The 15,521-nt window shown below is 71.3% G+C and carries 14 protein-coding genes; 5 read left to right on the top strand and 9 right to left on the bottom strand.

All coding sequences use genetic code 11. From position 1 onward, the window contains the following. Window positions 1-10 precede the first annotated feature (10 nt). The 4 genes from ACWEOW_RS03480 to ACWEOW_RS03465 all read right to left on the bottom strand — a co-directional run bounded on the left by ACWEOW_RS03480 (window position 11) and on the right by ACWEOW_RS03465 (window position 5,365). Window positions 11-2,164 (bottom strand): 3-hydroxyacyl-CoA dehydrogenase NAD-binding domain-containing protein, encoded by a 2,154-nt coding sequence (locus tag ACWEOW_RS03480; protein WP_452267761.1) that lies wholly within the window; start codon window positions 2,162-2,164, stop codon window positions 11-13. Next, on the bottom strand, window positions 2,161-3,402 hold the full coding sequence (locus ACWEOW_RS03475; protein ID WP_452267760.1) for a thiolase family protein: 1,242 nt from the start codon (window positions 3,400-3,402) through the stop codon (window positions 2,161-2,163). Before ACWEOW_RS03475 ends, ACWEOW_RS03480 begins: the two co-directional genes overlap by 4 nt. Window positions 3,403-3,515: 113 nt before the next feature. Next, window positions 3,516-4,784, bottom strand: a complete 1,269-nt coding sequence (locus ACWEOW_RS03470; protein WP_452267759.1) for an HRDC domain-containing protein — start codon at window positions 4,782-4,784, stop codon at window positions 3,516-3,518. Beyond that, window positions 4,781-5,365 (bottom strand): DUF3000 domain-containing protein, encoded by a 585-nt coding sequence (locus ACWEOW_RS03465; RefSeq protein ID WP_452267758.1) that lies wholly within the window; start codon window positions 5,363-5,365, stop codon window positions 4,781-4,783. The genes ACWEOW_RS03470 and ACWEOW_RS03465 overlap by 4 nt, the downstream gene beginning before the upstream one ends. A gap of 118 nt (window positions 5,366-5,483) precedes the next feature. On the opposite strand from ACWEOW_RS03465, the gene hemE reads away from it, so the two are divergent. Both hemE and murJ read left to right on the top strand, forming a co-directional pair. After that, window positions 5,484-6,536 (top strand): uroporphyrinogen decarboxylase, encoded by a 1,053-nt coding sequence (hemE, locus tag ACWEOW_RS03460; protein WP_452267757.1) that lies wholly within the window; start codon window positions 5,484-5,486, stop codon window positions 6,534-6,536. Further along, window positions 6,533-8,221 carry a murein biosynthesis integral membrane protein MurJ gene (gene murJ / locus ACWEOW_RS03455; protein WP_452267756.1) on the top strand — a complete coding sequence of 563 codons (1,689 nt, stop codon included), beginning with the start codon at window positions 6,533-6,535 and terminating at the stop codon, window positions 8,219-8,221. Before hemE ends, murJ begins: the two co-directional genes overlap by 4 nt. Before the next feature lie 43 nt (window positions 8,222-8,264). On the opposite strand, the gene ACWEOW_RS03450 is transcribed toward murJ, so the two are convergent. After that, a complete protein-coding gene (locus ACWEOW_RS03450; RefSeq protein ID WP_452267755.1) occupies window positions 8,265-9,509 on the bottom strand; it encodes a DUF4349 domain-containing protein in 1,245 nt (414 codons plus the stop codon). A 177-nt stretch (window positions 9,510-9,686) separates the two neighbouring features. Beyond that, window positions 9,687-10,436 (bottom strand): DedA family protein, encoded by a 750-nt coding sequence (locus ACWEOW_RS03445; protein ID WP_452267754.1) that lies wholly within the window; start codon window positions 10,434-10,436, stop codon window positions 9,687-9,689. Window positions 10,437-10,504: 68 nt separating this feature from the next. On the opposite strand from ACWEOW_RS03445, the gene hemG reads away from it, so the two are divergent. Both hemG and hemQ read left to right on the top strand, forming a co-directional pair. Further along, window positions 10,505-11,896, top strand: a complete 1,392-nt coding sequence (gene hemG, locus ACWEOW_RS03440; RefSeq protein WP_452267753.1) for a protoporphyrinogen oxidase — start codon at window positions 10,505-10,507, stop codon at window positions 11,894-11,896. 34 nt (window positions 11,897-11,930) lie between these two features. Further along, a complete protein-coding gene (hemQ, locus tag ACWEOW_RS03435) occupies window positions 11,931-12,632 on the top strand; it encodes a hydrogen peroxide-dependent heme synthase (RefSeq protein ID WP_452267752.1) in 702 nt (233 codons plus the stop codon). 13 nt (window positions 12,633-12,645) lie between these two features. On the opposite strand, the gene ACWEOW_RS03430 is transcribed toward hemQ, so the two are convergent. Then, window positions 12,646-13,044 carry a DUF1707 SHOCT-like domain-containing protein gene (locus ACWEOW_RS03430; RefSeq protein WP_452267751.1) on the bottom strand — a complete coding sequence of 133 codons (399 nt, stop codon included), beginning with the start codon at window positions 13,042-13,044 and terminating at the stop codon, window positions 12,646-12,648. A 20-nt stretch (window positions 13,045-13,064) separates the two neighbouring features. Continuing rightward, a complete protein-coding gene (gene msrB, locus ACWEOW_RS03425) occupies window positions 13,065-13,511 on the bottom strand; it encodes a peptide-methionine (R)-S-oxide reductase MsrB (RefSeq protein ID WP_452267750.1) in 447 nt (148 codons plus the stop codon). Window positions 13,512-13,590: 79 nt separating this feature from the next. Between msrB and ACWEOW_RS03420 the strand changes: the two genes are divergently transcribed. After that, window positions 13,591-14,760, top strand: a complete 1,170-nt coding sequence (locus tag ACWEOW_RS03420) for an alpha/beta hydrolase family protein (protein ID WP_452267749.1) — start codon at window positions 13,591-13,593, stop codon at window positions 14,758-14,760. Here the strand turns inward: ACWEOW_RS03420 and ACWEOW_RS03415 are convergent. Next, window positions 14,747-15,490: a dihydrofolate reductase family protein gene (locus ACWEOW_RS03415; RefSeq protein ID WP_452267748.1), complete on the bottom strand. Its 744-nt coding sequence runs from the start codon at window positions 15,488-15,490 to the stop codon at window positions 14,747-14,749. The two genes, ACWEOW_RS03420 and ACWEOW_RS03415, sit on opposite strands and share 14 nt — an antisense overlap. Between the last annotated feature and the right edge of the window lie 31 nt (window positions 15,491-15,521).

Raw genomic sequence — 15,521 nt, 5'->3', positions numbered from 1 at the left:
CGCGAGACTCTCAGCGCGAAGCGTTCGCCACGCCGAGTGGCAGGAACCGCGAGCCGGTGACCTGCTCCGAGATGCCCGTCCGGTCGAGCAGCGGCGTGATGCCGCCGTTCCAGAACTGGAACCCGGCGCCGGTGATCATGGCCAGGTCGATGTCCATCGGTGCCTGTGCCACGCCTTCGTCGAGCATCCGTCGGGCCTCGTCGGCCAGCACGGTGAGCACGCGCTCGCGCACCTGCGCCACCTCGAGGACGACCGGCTCGGCCGGCCGCTCGATGAGCTCGGCTGCCGTCGGGAGCAGGACCGGCTTGCCCGTCGAGAGGTCGTAGAAGCCCGGGAGCCCCGCCGCCACCAGGCGCTGCAGTGTCGGCGATGCGTAGAACCGATCCGGGAAGGCCCGCACGAGCGTCTCGCCGTTGTGCAGGGCGATGGCCGGACCGACGAGGCCGATGAGCACGAACGGGGGCATCGGGGCGAGGCCCGCGAAGGCCAGGTCGACCACCTCGATCGGCGTCCCCTGATCGACGATGCGCGCCGCCTCGCCCATGAACCGGCCGAGGAGCCGGTTGACGATGAACGAAGGCCGGTCGGCAGCCCGGATGCAGGTCTTGCGCAGGCCCTTGCCCACGGTGAAGGCGGTCGCGAGGGTCACGTCGTCGGTGCGCTCGCCGGGGATGATCTCGAGCAGCGGCATCACCGCGACCGGGTTGAAGAAATGGAAGCCGACGACCCGCTCGGGGTGCTCGAGGAGGGAGGCCATCTCGGCGACGGACAGGCTCGAGGTATTGGTGGCGAGCACGCAGTCCGGCCGCACGACGGCCTCGAGCTCAGCGAACACCTGCTGCTTGACGGACATCTCCTCGAAGACCGCCTCGATGACGAAGTCGGCGTCGGCGAAGCCGTCCTTGGATGTCGAGCCGCTCACCAGGGCCTTGTAGCGGTTCAGCTTGTCGTGGTTGAGGCGGCCCTTGGCCGCGAGCTTGTCGAGCTCGGCGTGGACGTAACCGACGCCCCTGGCTACGCGTTCGTCGTCGATGTCGGTGAGCACGACAGGCACCTGCAAGCGCTGGACGAACAGCAGGGCCAGCTGGCTCGCCATCAGTCCGGCCCCGACGATGCCGACCTTGGTGACCGGCCGCGCGAGGGCGGCGTCGGGCGCGCCCGCGGGCCGCTTGGCGCGCTTCTGGACGAGGTCGAACGAGTAGAGGCCCGCCCTCAGCTCGTCGCTCATGATGAGGTCGGCGAGGACCTCGTCCTCTGCCGCGAAGCCCGCCGTGCGCGACGAGGTCCGCGCGTCGACCAGCAGGGCGAGAGCGGCATACGGGCTCTTGGCCTGGCGGCCGGTCTTGACGTCGGCCAGGGCCTTGGCCTTGGCGATGGCAGTGACCCACGTCGTCTCGTCACGGTCGACCTCCGGGCGGCTGACGGTGACCTCCCCGCTGAGCACGCGTGCGGCCCAGGCGATCGACTCCTCGAGGAAGTCGGCCGGCTCGAAGATCGCGTCGGCCATCCCGAGCTGGAAGGCCTCGATGCCGCGGAGCATGCGGTTCTGGCTGAGCGGGTTCTCGATGATGACCTTGATGGCCGACTCGATACCGACGAGGTTGGGCAGCAGCCAACAGCCTCCCCAGCCGGGCACCAGCCCGAGGAAGACCTCCGGGAGGGCGACCGCCGGCACGCCGGCGCTGATCGTGCGGTAGGTGGCGGACAGCGCCAGCTCGACGCCGCCGCCCATGGCCGCGCCGTTGACGAACGCGAAGGTCGGGACCGGCAGGTCGGCGAGCTGCGCGTATGCCGCGTGGCCGGCTCGTGCGACCTCGAGCGCCTGCTCGCGCCCCGTGACGAACGGGATCCCCGTGAGGTCGGCGCCGACCGCGAAGACGAACGGCTTGCCGGTCACGGCGACCGCGGTGATCTCGCCCGACTCGGCGCGCCCTCGCAGCCCGTCGATCACCTCGGAGAGGATCGAGATCGACTGGGGGCCGAAGGTGTTCGGCTTCGTATGGTCGTGACCGTTGTCGAGGGTCACGAGGGCGAGCGTGCCGGCGCCGCCGGGCAGGTCGACGTCGTGGACGAGGGCGCGGGTCACGACCTCGCTGGTGAATGCGGCGGCGCCGCCCGATCCAGCAGAGGCGCCGACGTGGGTGTGCTCGGTGGTCGCGGTCACTGGACGGACTCCTTCGTCGCAGAGGTGGTGGCGGTCGGCGTGTAGTCGGCGTGGTGTGGGTTCTCCCAGATGACCGCGCCGCCCATGCCGATGCCGATGCACATCGCGGTCAGGCCGTAGCGCACCTCGGGGTGCTCCTCGAACTGGCGGGCGAGCTGGGTCATGAGGCGCACCCCTGAGCTGGCAAGCGGGTGTCCGGTGGCGATCGCGCCGCCGTACTCGTTGACGCGGGGGTCGTCGTCGGCGATGCCGAAGTGGTCGAGGAAGGCGAGCACTTGGACGGCGAACGCCTCGTTGAGCTCGAACAGGCCGATGTCTTCGATGCCGAGGTCGGCCTTGGCGAGGGCCTTCTCGGTGGCGGGCACGGGCCCGACCCCCATCACCTCCGGCTCGACGCCGACGAAGGAGTACGACACGAGGCGCATCCGGACGGGCAGGCCGAGCTCGGTGGCGGCCGCCTCGGATGCGAGCAGGCAGGCGGTAGCACCGTCGTTGAGGCCGGCGGCGTTGCCGGCGGTCACGTTGCCATGCGCGCGGAAGGGGGTCTTGAGCGCGGCCAGGTCCTCGACGGTCGTGCCGGGCCGCGGCGGCTCGTCGGCCGTGGCCAGGCCCCAGCCGAGCTCGGTGTGCCGGGTCGCCATGGTGACGAGGTCGCGCTGGATCGTGCCGTTGGCATACGCCTTGGCCAGCTTGTCCTGGCTGCCGACCGCGAACGCGTCGGCGCGGGCCCTGGTCAGATGCGGGAAACGGTCGTGGAGGTTCTCGGCCGTCTTGCCCATGACGAGCGCGTCGGGGTCGACGATCTTCTCGGCCACGATCCGCGGGTTGGGATCGACGCCCTCGCCCATCGGGTGGCGGCCCATGTGCTCGACGCCGCCGGCGATGGCGACGTCGTACGCGCCGAAGGCGATCGCGGTGGCCGTCGTGGTGACCGCGGTCATCGCGCCTGCGCACATGCGGTCGACGGAGTATCCGGGCGTCGTGGACGGCAGGCCGGCGAGCAGCGACGCGGTGCGTCCCAGCGTCAGCCCCTGGTCGCCGATCTGCGTGGTCGCGGCGATGGCGACGTCCTCGACCCGCTCCTTGGGCAGGTCGGGGTTGCGGCGCAGCAGCTCGCGGATGCACCGGATCACGAGGTCGTCGGCGCGAGTCTGGGCGTACATGCCGTTCTCACCCGCCTTGCCGAACGGCGTCCGGACGCCGTCGACGAAGACGACCTCATTGAGTGCGCGTGGCACGGTGCCTCCTCAGGGATCACGGGGCAGCCCCGGTGTACCCGGGGCCCGACTCGATCCTACTGCTGAGTAACTTCAGGGCAAACGGTCGGTCGGGTGACCATCCTCACGCTGGGTCAGCCGCGTGGGTTCTCACCACAGGCGAGCGCGATCAGCGGCGCGGTCACCGTTGTCTGCCAGCGACGGGCTCCGAGCGAGACGAGCGCGTCGGCGACCTCGGTCGTCGACGGCGCCGCGGGACCCTCCCAGAGGAAGCGCCGAAGCAGGTCGGGAGTCAGGAGGTTCTCGACGGGGACCGCGAGCTCCGTGGACAGGGCGCCGATCAGCTCACGGGACCGGGCAAGGCGTGCGGCGGCGACCGGGTCGCGGTCGATCCAGGCCTTCGGGGGTGGCGGTCCGGTGGGCGGCAGCGCCAGGACTGGCAGCTCGCTGTCGGGGAGCTCGAGCGCACGAGCGACCACCTCGACGATGGCCTCCTGGTTGCGCCTCATCGCTCGCGCGAGGCGCGGGTCGCTGGACCCGACACTGCGCGGCGGCTGGGTCGCCCGCTGGTTCGAGATCGCGATCTCGCTGATGGCCGCGTCGGGCAGGACCCGGCCGGGTGAGAGGTCTCGCTGCTGGGCGACGTCGTCGCGCCACAGCCACAGCTCCCGGACGATCGCCAGCCCTCGTCGGCCACGCACCTTGTGCATGCCGGACGTCCGCCGCCACGGGTCGACCCGCGGCTCGGGTCCGGTGAAGGTCAGCAGGCTGTCGAACTCCTCGGCCGCCCACCCGGCCTTGCCCTGGGCCTCGAGATCGGCCGCGACCGCGTCACGAAGGTCACCGAGCACCTCGACGTCGAGAGCGGCATACCTGAGCCATGGCTCCGGAAGGGGCCGCTCCGACCAGTCCACCGCGGAGTGCTCCTTCGCCAGCCCCAGACCGAGGTAGTGCTCGACCATGGCCCCGAGGCCGACGCGTGGCAGCCCCGCGAGGCGGCCGCCGAGCTCGGTGTCGAAGAGGTGTCGCGGGTGCAGCCCGAGCTCGGTGAGGCAGGGGAGGTCCTGGGTGGCGGCATGCAGGATCCACTCGCCCTCGCCGATCGCCTCGTCGACGGGCGAGAGGTCGGGGCATGCGACGGGATCGATCAGCCACGTCCCGGAGCCCTCCCGCCGCAGCTGCACGAGGTAGGCGCGCTGGCCGTAGCGGTAGCCCGAGGCGCGCTCGGCATCGATCCCGATCGGGCCGCGACCGGACGCCATCGCCTCAGCCGCCCGCATCAGGGCCCGCTCGTCGACGACGACATCAGGGATGCCGTCTCGCGGCGTCGTCAGGGGAGTGAGGTCGACCTGCGAACCGGTGTCGCCGTGGTCCTCGTCGATGTCGTTGGTCTCCGCCGTCACCGTCGCTGCCCCGGCAGGGGGACGACTCCGTCGGGAAGCGGCGGGATGCCGGCGATCGTGCACAGCATGTCCGCCCACGCCCGCAGGTGGTCCACGAGGTCACCGCCCACCGGGGTCCACGACGCACGGATCTCCATCTCGACGCTCGCCGCCCGGTCGGCGAGCCCGGCAAAGCTCTCGCTCACGACCCGCGTCACGGTGCCCGCCTCGGCGGTCCACGACAGGTCGCGCCCACCCAGCGAGTCGGTGAGCCACGACCAGCCGACGGCGCCGAGCATCGGGTCCCCGGCGAGCTCCGGCTCGAGCTCGGCGCGGGCAAAGGTGACGATGCGCCACTGGCCGTCCCACGTCTCAGGGGCGGCCGGGTCGTGGAGCAGGACGAACCTGCCCGTCGCGAGGTCCTCGTCAGGGTTCGCGACGTCGACGACATCGGCGGTCAGGGCAGCGGCATACGGCGCGATGCGCGTCGGCGCCGGCACCTCGGTGAGGTGCACCTCAGAGCGCATCCGGACGTCGCGCAGGGCGTTGAGCGTCCTCGCGAAGACCGCGCCGTGGTTGCCCGGCAACGTTCTCGTGTGCACCTGACGAGGGTATGCCGGACTGTGGCGATCTGTCCTCAGGGCGCGCCGAGCTTCGGCGGCCCGCGAGTCCCCGCCCGGACTGGCGGGGGGCGCTCCCTGCGCGTGGCAGGATTGACCGGTGCCGACATCCGCCCTGCCGACCACCCGCCAGAGCGACCTCGTGCGCGCCGCGCGCCGCGAGCAGGTCTCGCGCACCCCGGTGTGGTTCATGCGCCAGGCGGGCCGTTCGCTGCCGGAGTACCGCGCGGTGCGGCGCGGCATCCCGATGCTCGAGTCGTGCATGCGCCCCGACCTCGTCACGGAGATCACGCTCCAGCCGGTGCGACGGCACGGTGTGGACGCGGCGATCTTCTTCAGCGACATCGTGGTGCCGCTCAAGGCCATCGGCGTCGACCTCGACATCGTCCCTGGCGTGGGGCCCGTCGTGGCGCGGCCGATCCGTTCGGCGCAGGACCTCGACCAGCTCGTGGACCTGACCCCGGAGCACGTCCCGTACATCACCGAGGCAGTGCGCCACCTCGTCGCGGAGCTCGGGGATACCCCGCTCATCGGCTTTGCCGGCGCACCGTTCACCCTCGCCTCGTATCTCGTCGAGGGCGGGCCGTCGAAGAACCACGAGCGCACCAAGGCGCTCATGCACGGCGACCCGGCGCTGTGGGACGCCCTGTGCGCCCGCCTGGCGCGGATCTCCGGCGCCTTCCTGCGCGTGCAGGCCGAGGCCGGCGCCAGCGTGGTGCAGCTCTTCGACTCCTGGGCCGGGGCGCTGTCCCGCGCCGACTACGCAGCCCGGGCCATGCCCCACTCGGCGACGACCCTTGCGGCCGTCGCCGATCTCGATGTGCCCCGGATCCACTTCGGCGTCGGCACCGGAGAGCTGCTCAGCCTGATGGGCGAGGCCGGAGCCGACGTGGTGGGTGTGGACTACCGCGTGTCCCTCACCGACGCCGTCGAGCGCCTCGGTCCGGGGTACGCCGTGCAGGGCAACCTCGACCCGGCCCTGCTCTTTGCTCCGTGGGATGCCCTGGAGCGGCGGGTTCGCGAGATCGTCGGGGAGGGGCGCACCGCCCCGGGCCACATCTTCAACCTCGGGCACGGCGTGCTCCCCGATGTCGACCCCGACGTGCTGACCCGGGTGACCGCACTCGTGCACGAGTGCTCGAGCCGCCGATGACGGCAGCTCCGTCGGTCGCACGCTCCAGCCTCACCATGTTCGGTGGGTCTGTGGCCTCGCGCGTGCTCGGCACCGTGCGGGCGGGGCTCATCACCTCGATCATCGGCGCGCGGCTCGCGGGCGACGCGTTCTCGCTGGCGAACACGCTGCCGAACGTCCTCTACATGCTCGCCGCAGGCGGCATTCTCAACGCCGTCCTGATCCCGTCGCTGACTCGCGCGATGCGGCTGCCCGACGGTGGGCAGCAGTTCACCGACCGTGTCATCACCATCGCACTCGTGGGGATGACGGCCCTGACCGTGCTCGTCACGGCTGGCGCGGGACTGTTCGTCCAGCTCCTCGCGAGCACCAGCGCGCCCAGCATGAAGCGGCTGGCGCTCGCGTTCTCCTTGATCACGTTGCCGCAGATCTTCTTCTACGGTCTCTTCGCCCTGCTCGGCCAGATCCTCAACGCGCGGGGGAGGTTCGGCGCGTTCGCCTGGGCGCCGTTCATGGCCAACATCGTCGCGGTGACGGGCCTGGTGCTGTTCATCATCCTGTTCCCGGCGCCGCACCAGGTCGACCAGACCGGACAGCCGTTGCCGCGCGCCCCCGAGCAGTGGACCGGCCCGATGATCTGGCTGTTCGCGGGGTCGGCGACGCTGTCAGTCGTCGTGCAGTCGCTGTGGCTCGTGCCGGCGCTGCGCCGCAGCGGCTTCCAGTACCGCCCCCGGTGGGGCATCCGGGGTGCCGGGCTCGGCGGGGTGAGCAGGCTGGCCATGTGGGCCTTCGTGGGGCTGGTGGTGTCGCAGCTCGGGTTCTTCATCACCCAAGGCACGCTCAACCATGCCGTGAGCGAGGCGCCACGCGGAGTGCCGGTGGGCGGTCCCGCGGTGTCCGGCATCGCCTTCACGATCTTCATGCTGCCGCACGCCTTCGTGACGGTGTCGATCATCACGGCGCTCTTCCCGCGCCTGTCGGCGGCCGCCGCCCGGGGCGACGCGGGCCATATGCACGGCGACTTCCGCACGGGCCTGATCATGCCGCTCGTGGTCAATGTGGCCGTCATGGCCTTCGTCATGGTCGAGGCGGAGCCGATCGTCGCGTTGCTCAATCCCGGTCTGTCGCAGGACTCCGTCCGCGACTCTGCCGTCGTGCTCGTCATCATGATCCTTGGCATCATCCCGTTCGGGATCGACCTGCTGTGCTACCGCACGCTCTTCGCCCTCGAGGCCGGGCAACCCACGTTCATCATGCAGATCATGCTGACCGGGACGAGCGTCGTGGCGATGCTGGTCACCTTCGTCGTCGCTCCGCAGTGGGCGGTCGCCGTGATGGCCTTCGGCCAGACGGTCGGCAACATCATCAGCTGCGCCTACGGCCTGCGCTGCGTCCGCACCCGCATCGGCCCGATCGGCGGTGCCGCGGTCATCGACGCGGCGGCGCGCGTGGGGGTCGCCGCGACCGTGGCCGGCGTCATGGCTTGGGGGACGCACAGCGTGCTGGCCCCGATCCGCACGTATGCCGCTGAGGGTGAGGGCACGACCGTTGTCGGAAGGATGATCGCCAACGCCCTCGAGATCGGCCTCGTCGGCGTCGTGTTCGTAGCCATCTATGTCGGCATCGCCCACCTGCTGCACGTCAAGGAGGTCCGCGAAGCCGCCGAGATGGTCCGCGACCGGGTCAGCGACACCGGCATGGCCTGACGCCGCTTCCGATCCCGGTGCCACAACGCGGCGTTCGGTGTCGTCACGTGGTGCTGGTCGGGTCACTCGGGGGCCGGGTCGGGTCACTCGGGGGCCGGGTCGGGTCAGGTGTGGTCGCTGCGCCTGAGGTCGCGGTGCCCGAGGTTGCGGGACCCGAGGTGGGTGCGGCACCCGTGGAGGGTGCGGGACCCGGGGAGGGTGCGGCACCGACGGTCGCGCCTGCAGGCGCCGGAGCGACGGTGCCGGTGCGGCGGCGGTAGATCCTCAGCCCGAACCACGCGAGCAGACCGAGGACGAGCAGCCAGGGCAGCAGCGCGGCCAGGCCGGTGAGGATGACGGTGACCGAGCTCAGCAGCCCGTCCCATGCGGTCCGCAGTCCGTCGACGAAGCCGTTGCTGGTCTGGGCGGGCGCCGTCTGGTCCGTCCACATCGTCAGGGTGACGTCGCTCATCGTCGTGCGCTGCTCGAGCGAGGCGAGCTGCTGGGTCAGCGAGTCGAGATCGGCTTGGCGACGGTTGAGCTCCTGCTCGAGCAGGATGATCTGCTGCAGGTCCTTGGCCTGGCTGAGCAGCCGCCGGACCTGGTCGATGCTCTCCTGGGCGGGCGCGATACGTGCCTTCACGTCGACGTAGGTGTCGGTCACGTCCTCCGTCTGGGACGAGCGATAGGCGACCGTGCCCAGCCGTGAGAGCTCGAGCAGAGCACCGTCCAGCTTCTCCTCGGGAACGCTCAGCGTCATCCGGGCCTGGTCCACCCCGACGGGCACGGTGGCGACGTCCTCCTTGACGCCGGGGCTCACCGACCCGGAGCTCGGCACGCCGTAGCCCCCGGTCGGGTCGGTAGCGGTGACGATGTTCTCGGACGTCACCCGACCGCCCGCCGACGTCGCAATGGCCCGCGCCTGGGCGCTGGCGCCGGTGAGGTCGCTCACCCGGATGCCAAGCCACGCGGACCGCGCGAGCTTCGGCTCGATGGTGCCTGCGGCCGCTCCGAGCGAGTCCGAGCTGTTCCCGTTCGCGCCCGCTGCCGAGGGGGCGCCCGCGGCGCCGGACGTCCCCTGTCCGGCGGCGTCTCGCGCGGCCTGTGGGGCCTTGGGTGCTGCGTCCGACTCAGCGAATGAGGACGCAGCAGCGCCCCCGCTGGTCGCGACGTCTCCTGACGCGTGGATCGTCTTCAGCCCTACGGGAATCGCGATCGCGATCACGGCCAGGACGGCTAGCGCAATGAGGATCGGGCGGCTTCGCACGAGGTCGAGACGCGAGCGGCGAGACGGGGTGAGCGCTGTCATGGCGACCCTTTCGACATGTCGCCGGTCCAGCTGGGAGGGGCCCTCTGGGGGATGGCGACGCTTCTGCCCTGTCAAGACACGTGTGCGTCGCCGTTCGTTGCACGACGGCGGGACGGTCAGGTGCGGTCAGGTGCGGTCAGGTGCGGCCTCAGGTTCGCTCGGGCGTGGCAACCGCCGTCAGTGGTGGTCGCAGGGTGAGTCAGCGGGTGGGTCGGCCGGCCCCGACACCGGGGGAGGGCCGCCCTGTCGGAGAGACTCGAGGTCTTCGTCGACGGGGTCTTCTCGACCACGACGGAGCCGCCGGACCACGAGCCAGCCGACGACCACGACCACCGTGATCCCGACCGCCCAGTCGAGCACCCAGGAGTACTGGTCCACGAGCTGGTATCGGGCCCCGAGCACCCAGCCCAGGCCGATGAGCAGCCCGTTCCACATCGCACTGCCGACGATGGTGAAGACGCTGAACCATCCGAGCGGCATCCGGACGGCGCCGGCCGGCAAGGACACCAGGCTGCGCACACCCGGCACGAGACGGCCGATGAACACCGAGCGCCGCCCGTGGTCCTCGAACCAGCGCGCCGACCGCTCGAAGTCGCTGCGGTCGACGAGGGGGAGCCGCGACAGGAGGGCGACCGCCCGCGACTGCCCCAGCAGCGCGGCGGATCCGTAGAGCACCAGCGCGCCGAGATAGGCACCGAGCGTGCTCGTGAACATCAGCAATGGGACGCTCATCTGCCCCTGCCTCGCCACGAACCCGGCCAGCGGCAGGATGACCTCGCTCGGGATCGGCGGCACGACCGTCTCCAGGAACGTCAGAGCCCCGACGCCCCACTCGCCGAGCGCCTCGATGACCCGGACCGCGAAGCCGACGATGCCGCTCGGCTCGCTCTCGGCCGCGGCCTGGAGGGCCGCCGCTGTCAGGTTCATGCCTCTACGGTCGCGCGACCGGCCGAGGCGGCGCATCGGCCGTTCGGGGTGAATGGGAGAGTGGCCGCATGGCACGGAGGGTTGCAGTCGTCGGTGGGGGCATCAGCGGTCTGGCGGCCGCCTGGGAGCTCTGCCGCTCCGACGGCGACGTCGAGATCACGGTTCTGGAGGGCGCGGACCGGCTCGGCGGCAAGCTGCGCCTGGAACCCGTCGCAGGGGTGCCGGTCGATGTCGGGGCCGAGTCCGTGCTCGCCCGTCGGCCTGAGGCGCTCGCCCTCTTCGAGGAGCTCGGGCTGCAGCAGCAGACGACCCACCCTGGCCCGGTGGGCGCCACGATCGTCTCGCGAGGCCGTCGGTGGCCGATGCCCAAGGGGACGGTGATGGGCGTACCCTCCGACCCGGAGTCCGTCCGCGGCCTGCTGCGTGACGACGAGGTCGCACGGCTCGTGTCCGAGCGGATCGACGGTCCGGTCGCTGCGGACGTCTCGGTGGGCGACCTGGTGGACGGCAGGCTCGGAACCGCCGTGACCGACCTGCTTGTCGAGCCGCTGCTTGCGGGGGTGTATGCCGGCCACGCCCGCGAGATCTCCGTTGACCTCGCGGTGCCGGCCCTGGCTCAAGCAGCCCATGAGGGGGGCTCGCTGCTCGATGTCGCGCGCCGGGCCGCCGCTGCGGCGCAGTCCGGCCCGATGGCAGTGCTGCCTGTGTTTGCCACGCTCGTGGGCGGCCTGGGTCGTCTGCCGGTCCTGCTCGGCGAGGCCCTCACCAGGGCAGGTGTCACGGTCGCCACCGGGACGACCGTCCGGGAGCTGCGTCGGGACGGCCACGGGTTCGTGCTCACGACCGGACCGACGACCGATGCCGTTGAGCACCGGTTCGACGCCGTGGTCCTCGCGACGCCGGCAGCCCCGACCGCGCGCCTCCTACGAGGCGTCGCACCGGAGGCGGCCGCCGCACTCGCGTCTATCGGGTATGCGTCGATGGCGATCGTGACCCTCGCCCTGGACGGACCCCCGCCCGCGGCCCTGGACGGCAGCGGCTTCCTCGTCCCGCCGACCGAGCCGCTGACGATCAAGGCCTCGACCTTCTCCACGGTCAAATGGCCGTGGCTGGCGCAGGCGCGCCCGGACTACACGTTCCTGCGCGCCTCGATCGGTCGCTACCGTGAGGAGGCGTCACTGCAGCGCTCCGACGACGAGCTCGTCGACGTCGCGCTCAACGACCTGCGTGCGGTGCTCGGCCCGGGGCTTCCGGACCCTGTTGCGGCGCACGTCCAGCGCTGGGGCGGGGGACTGCCTCAGTATGCCGTCGGGCACGCCGAGCGCGTCGCGGCCACCCGGGAGCCGGGGGCCGGTCTCGCCCTGTGCGGTGCGGCATACGACGGTGTCGGGATCCCAGCGTGCATCGCCTCCGGCCGCGCTGCCGCGCGCCGGCTGGTGGGGGCCTTCGCGACCCGCTGAGCAGGCGGGTCGGGCGGCTTGCGATAGTGGGGGCATGAGTGACCGCCTTACCCCTGCACAGATGCGTGAGATCAACGAGACGATCCGCTACTCGATGTGGTCCGTCTTCGGCAGCGTGACCCCGCTCGACGACGACCGCGACAAGGTGCTTGCGGACCTCGAGGCGTTCCTCGGCGAGATCGCGGACGACGGGGTTGTCGTGCGCGGGCTGTACGACGTCGCTGGTCTTCGCGGCGACGCCGACTTCATGGTCTGGTGGCACGCCGGCTCGATCGAGCAGCTTCAGTCGGCCTACCACCGGCTGCTGCGCACCGAGCTGGGGCAGCACCTCGAGCCGGTCTGGAGCGCTGCAGCCCTGCACCGTCCGGCAGAGTTCAACAAGAGCCACATCCCGGCCTTCATGGCCGAAGAGGTGTCGCGCAAGTACGTGTGCGTGTACCCGTTCGTCCGTTCGTACGAGTGGTACCTGCTCGATGAGAAGGAGCGCCGTGACCTGCTGCGCGAGCACGGCCAGATGGCGCGCGACTACCCCGACGTGCGCGCCAACACCATCGCGTCGTTCGCGCTCGGCGACTACGAGTGGCTGCTCGCCTTCGAGGCGGACGAGCTGCACCGGATCGTCGACCTCATGCGCGAGCTGCGCGCATCGGGTGCGCGGCGGCACGTGCGTGAGGAGATCCCCTTCTTCACCGGGCCCAAGGTCGAGCCGGCCGACCTCGTGGCGAACCTGCGCTGACCGCTCGTCCGGCTCAGTCGTCGATGGCGTTGCCGATGATCGCCAGCACCGGGATGAGCAGGAAGGCGAGCCACGACCGGGTGACGGCGAACGCCGCCAGCGCGATGAACGGCGACAGGCTGGCAATCGTCTGACCGAGCTTCCGGTGCCGTCGCGCAGCCACGGGGCCGGCAGGTCGCTGGGCGACGCCTGCGCCGGCGCTGGACCGGGTCCCGGCCAGCTTCGGCCGGGGCTCGGGCAGGTCTGTGAACAGCGCCGTCAGGTCGCGCTTCGTCACCGCGTCGACCGCCTTGCCGCGCCGGTCCTCGTACTCGAACGCGTCGAGGCGCCCCGCGTCCCGGTGCACGGCGAGTGCGGCCAGCGCCTCGTCACGCTCCTCGGTGCCGATCCGGATGTCGCCGTCGTCCGCCATGCTCCAAATCTATGCGGTATCTATGCGGTCGGAGCGGTGTCCTCGTCAGGCTCGAGGCGGAGCGAGATCGAGTTGATGCAGTAGCGCTGGTCGGTGGGCGTGTCGTAGCCCTCGCCCTCGAAGACGTGACCCAGGTGAGAGCCGCAGCTGGCGCATCGGACCTCGACCCGGCGCATCCCGAAGGTCCGGTCCTCGATGTACTCGACGGAGTCGCCGGCCAGCGGCGAGTAGAAGGACGGCCACCCGCAGTGCGACTCGAACTTCGTGTCGCTGCGGAACAGCTCGGCCCCGCAGGCGCGGCAGGCGTAGACGCCGTGGGTCTTGGTGTCGGTGTACTCGCCCGTGAAGGCGCGCTCGGTGCCGGCCTGACGCAGGACGTGGTACTCGTCCGGGCTGAGGGCGGCCCGCCACTCCTCGTCGGTGCGCTGCACGGCATACGGCTTCGGGGTCGTGCTCTTGTCACTCATGTCCAGACCAACGTCAGGTGCGGTCGCTTTGTGCCCGGACAGTCCCACGGCGCAGGACAGGCTTTGCGACGATGTGTCCGTGCGTTGGCGCAGGATCGTGTCGCGTCCGGTGCTGGTAGCTGCTGCCGCGGGCACCGGATCGCTGCTGGGTGCCGCTACCGGGTCGGTCGCGGCGGCAGCCTACTTCGCGAGGCGGATACTCACCCCCGACGAGCTCCAACCCGATGATGTCGTCGTGCTCGGGCACGACGACCAGACGGTGACGTTCGCAGCGGGGCCTGACCCGGTGGTGCCGGGACGGTACGGCGTCTGGCTGAACGGCGGGCTGGGTCACGCTCGGGTGGGGGAGATCGTGGGGCAGGACGCCGAGTCGGTGACGCGCCGCCTCATCGCCGTCGACCGGGGAGCTCTGGACGTGGGCCCCGCGCGATGGAACCAGTACTACTACTGGGACCGCCCCTCGGTCAGCCTGGACATTCCCGACCAGGACGTCTCGGTGCTGTCCGACGTCGGTCCGCTGCCGGGCTGGCTCGTGCGTCCGGCGGGCCGTGGTCGCGGGCGGGACTGGGCCGTGCTCGTGCACGGCCGTGGCGCGCGCCGGGAGGAGACACTGCGGGCGGTCCCCGTGCTTCGTGAAGCCGGCTGGACGAGCCTGGTGACGGCATACCGCAACGACCGCGACGCCCCGAAGGGGCCGGACGGGCGCTACAACCTGGGCCTCTCGGAGTGGCGCGACGTCGAGGCCGCCATGGCGTACGCCGTGTCCCACGGAGCCCGACGGATCGTGCTGCTGGGCTGGTCCATGGGCGGCGCGGTCGTCCTGCAGGCAGTGGACCGCTCGCCGCTGGCAGACCGCGTGGCGGGCGTCGTGCTCGACTCGGCGGTCATCGACTGGGGAGTCGTGCTGCGGCACCACGGCCGTTTGCACCGCGTCCCGAGGCCGCTGGTGCACGTCGCAACCGACCTCATGGGCTCCTCGCGCAGCCGCAGGATCGTGGGCGTCCGGGAGCCGATCGACGTCGCGAGGACCGACTGGGTGGCGCGGGCGGGCGAGCTGCGTCACCCGATGCTCGTCATCCACTCCGACGGCGACGACTTCGTGCCCATCGGTCCCGCCGTCGCGCTCGCCGGGCGGCGTCCGGACATCGTCCGGTTCGAGCGCTGGCAGGTCGCCCGGCACTGCCGCGAGTGGAACTTCGACAGCACCCGGTGGGAGCGGGTCCTGCGGGAGTTCGTCAGCGGCCTGTGAGCCACCGGCCGAGCAACGTGCCGTCCTGCTCCGCGAGCAGCTCGAGGTGCAGGTCGGCCGGCACGTCCTGACCGCCGAGGGGTCGCGGATGGTGGCCCCCGACGACCGCGGGGACGATCGTGAAGCAGAGCTCGTCGAGGAGGCCGTCGCGGAGCAGGGCGGAGAGCAGAGACGGGCCTCCCTCTGCGAGCAGCCGCGTCCATCCGCGGTCATGCAGCGCCTGGACCAGCTCGCCGAGGTCGACGGCCTCACTGCCGCACAGGATCACGTTGTCGTCGCCGATGGAGCCCGCCGATTGCTTCAGCCCCGCAGCCGACCCGTGCGTCGCGAGGACCACGGACCCGTCACGCACCCCCTCCAGACGAGGTGGCAGCTCACCCGAGTTGCTGACCGCGACGATCGGCAAGGCGGGTGGGAGACCCTGGGCTGCGCGCAGCGCGCGCCACCTGTCGTCGACGGAGATCGGCGTATACCGCTCTGCCCGAAGGGTTCCCGCGCCGACGACGACCGCGTGGGACCACGCCCGAAGGGCCTCGAAGACGAGGCGGTCAGCCGCGTTGTTGATGGAGCCGGATCGCTCGTCCGCGCCCGTCACCGACCCGTCGAGCGTGCTGACCATGTTGCTCCGGAGCCACGACGCCCGGGGAGGGGCGTATGCCGCGAAGACCGTCGCGTCGTCGAGCTCGCGTAGTGGGGGGATACCGGTAGAGCCGGGAACGAGCAGACGCATGCGGACAGTGTCCGCTGGATCCCGCTCTTGC

The organism is Monashia sp. NPDC004114 (genome assembly GCF_053603855.1).
This window is presented reverse-complemented; position numbering and strand designations above follow the sequence as displayed.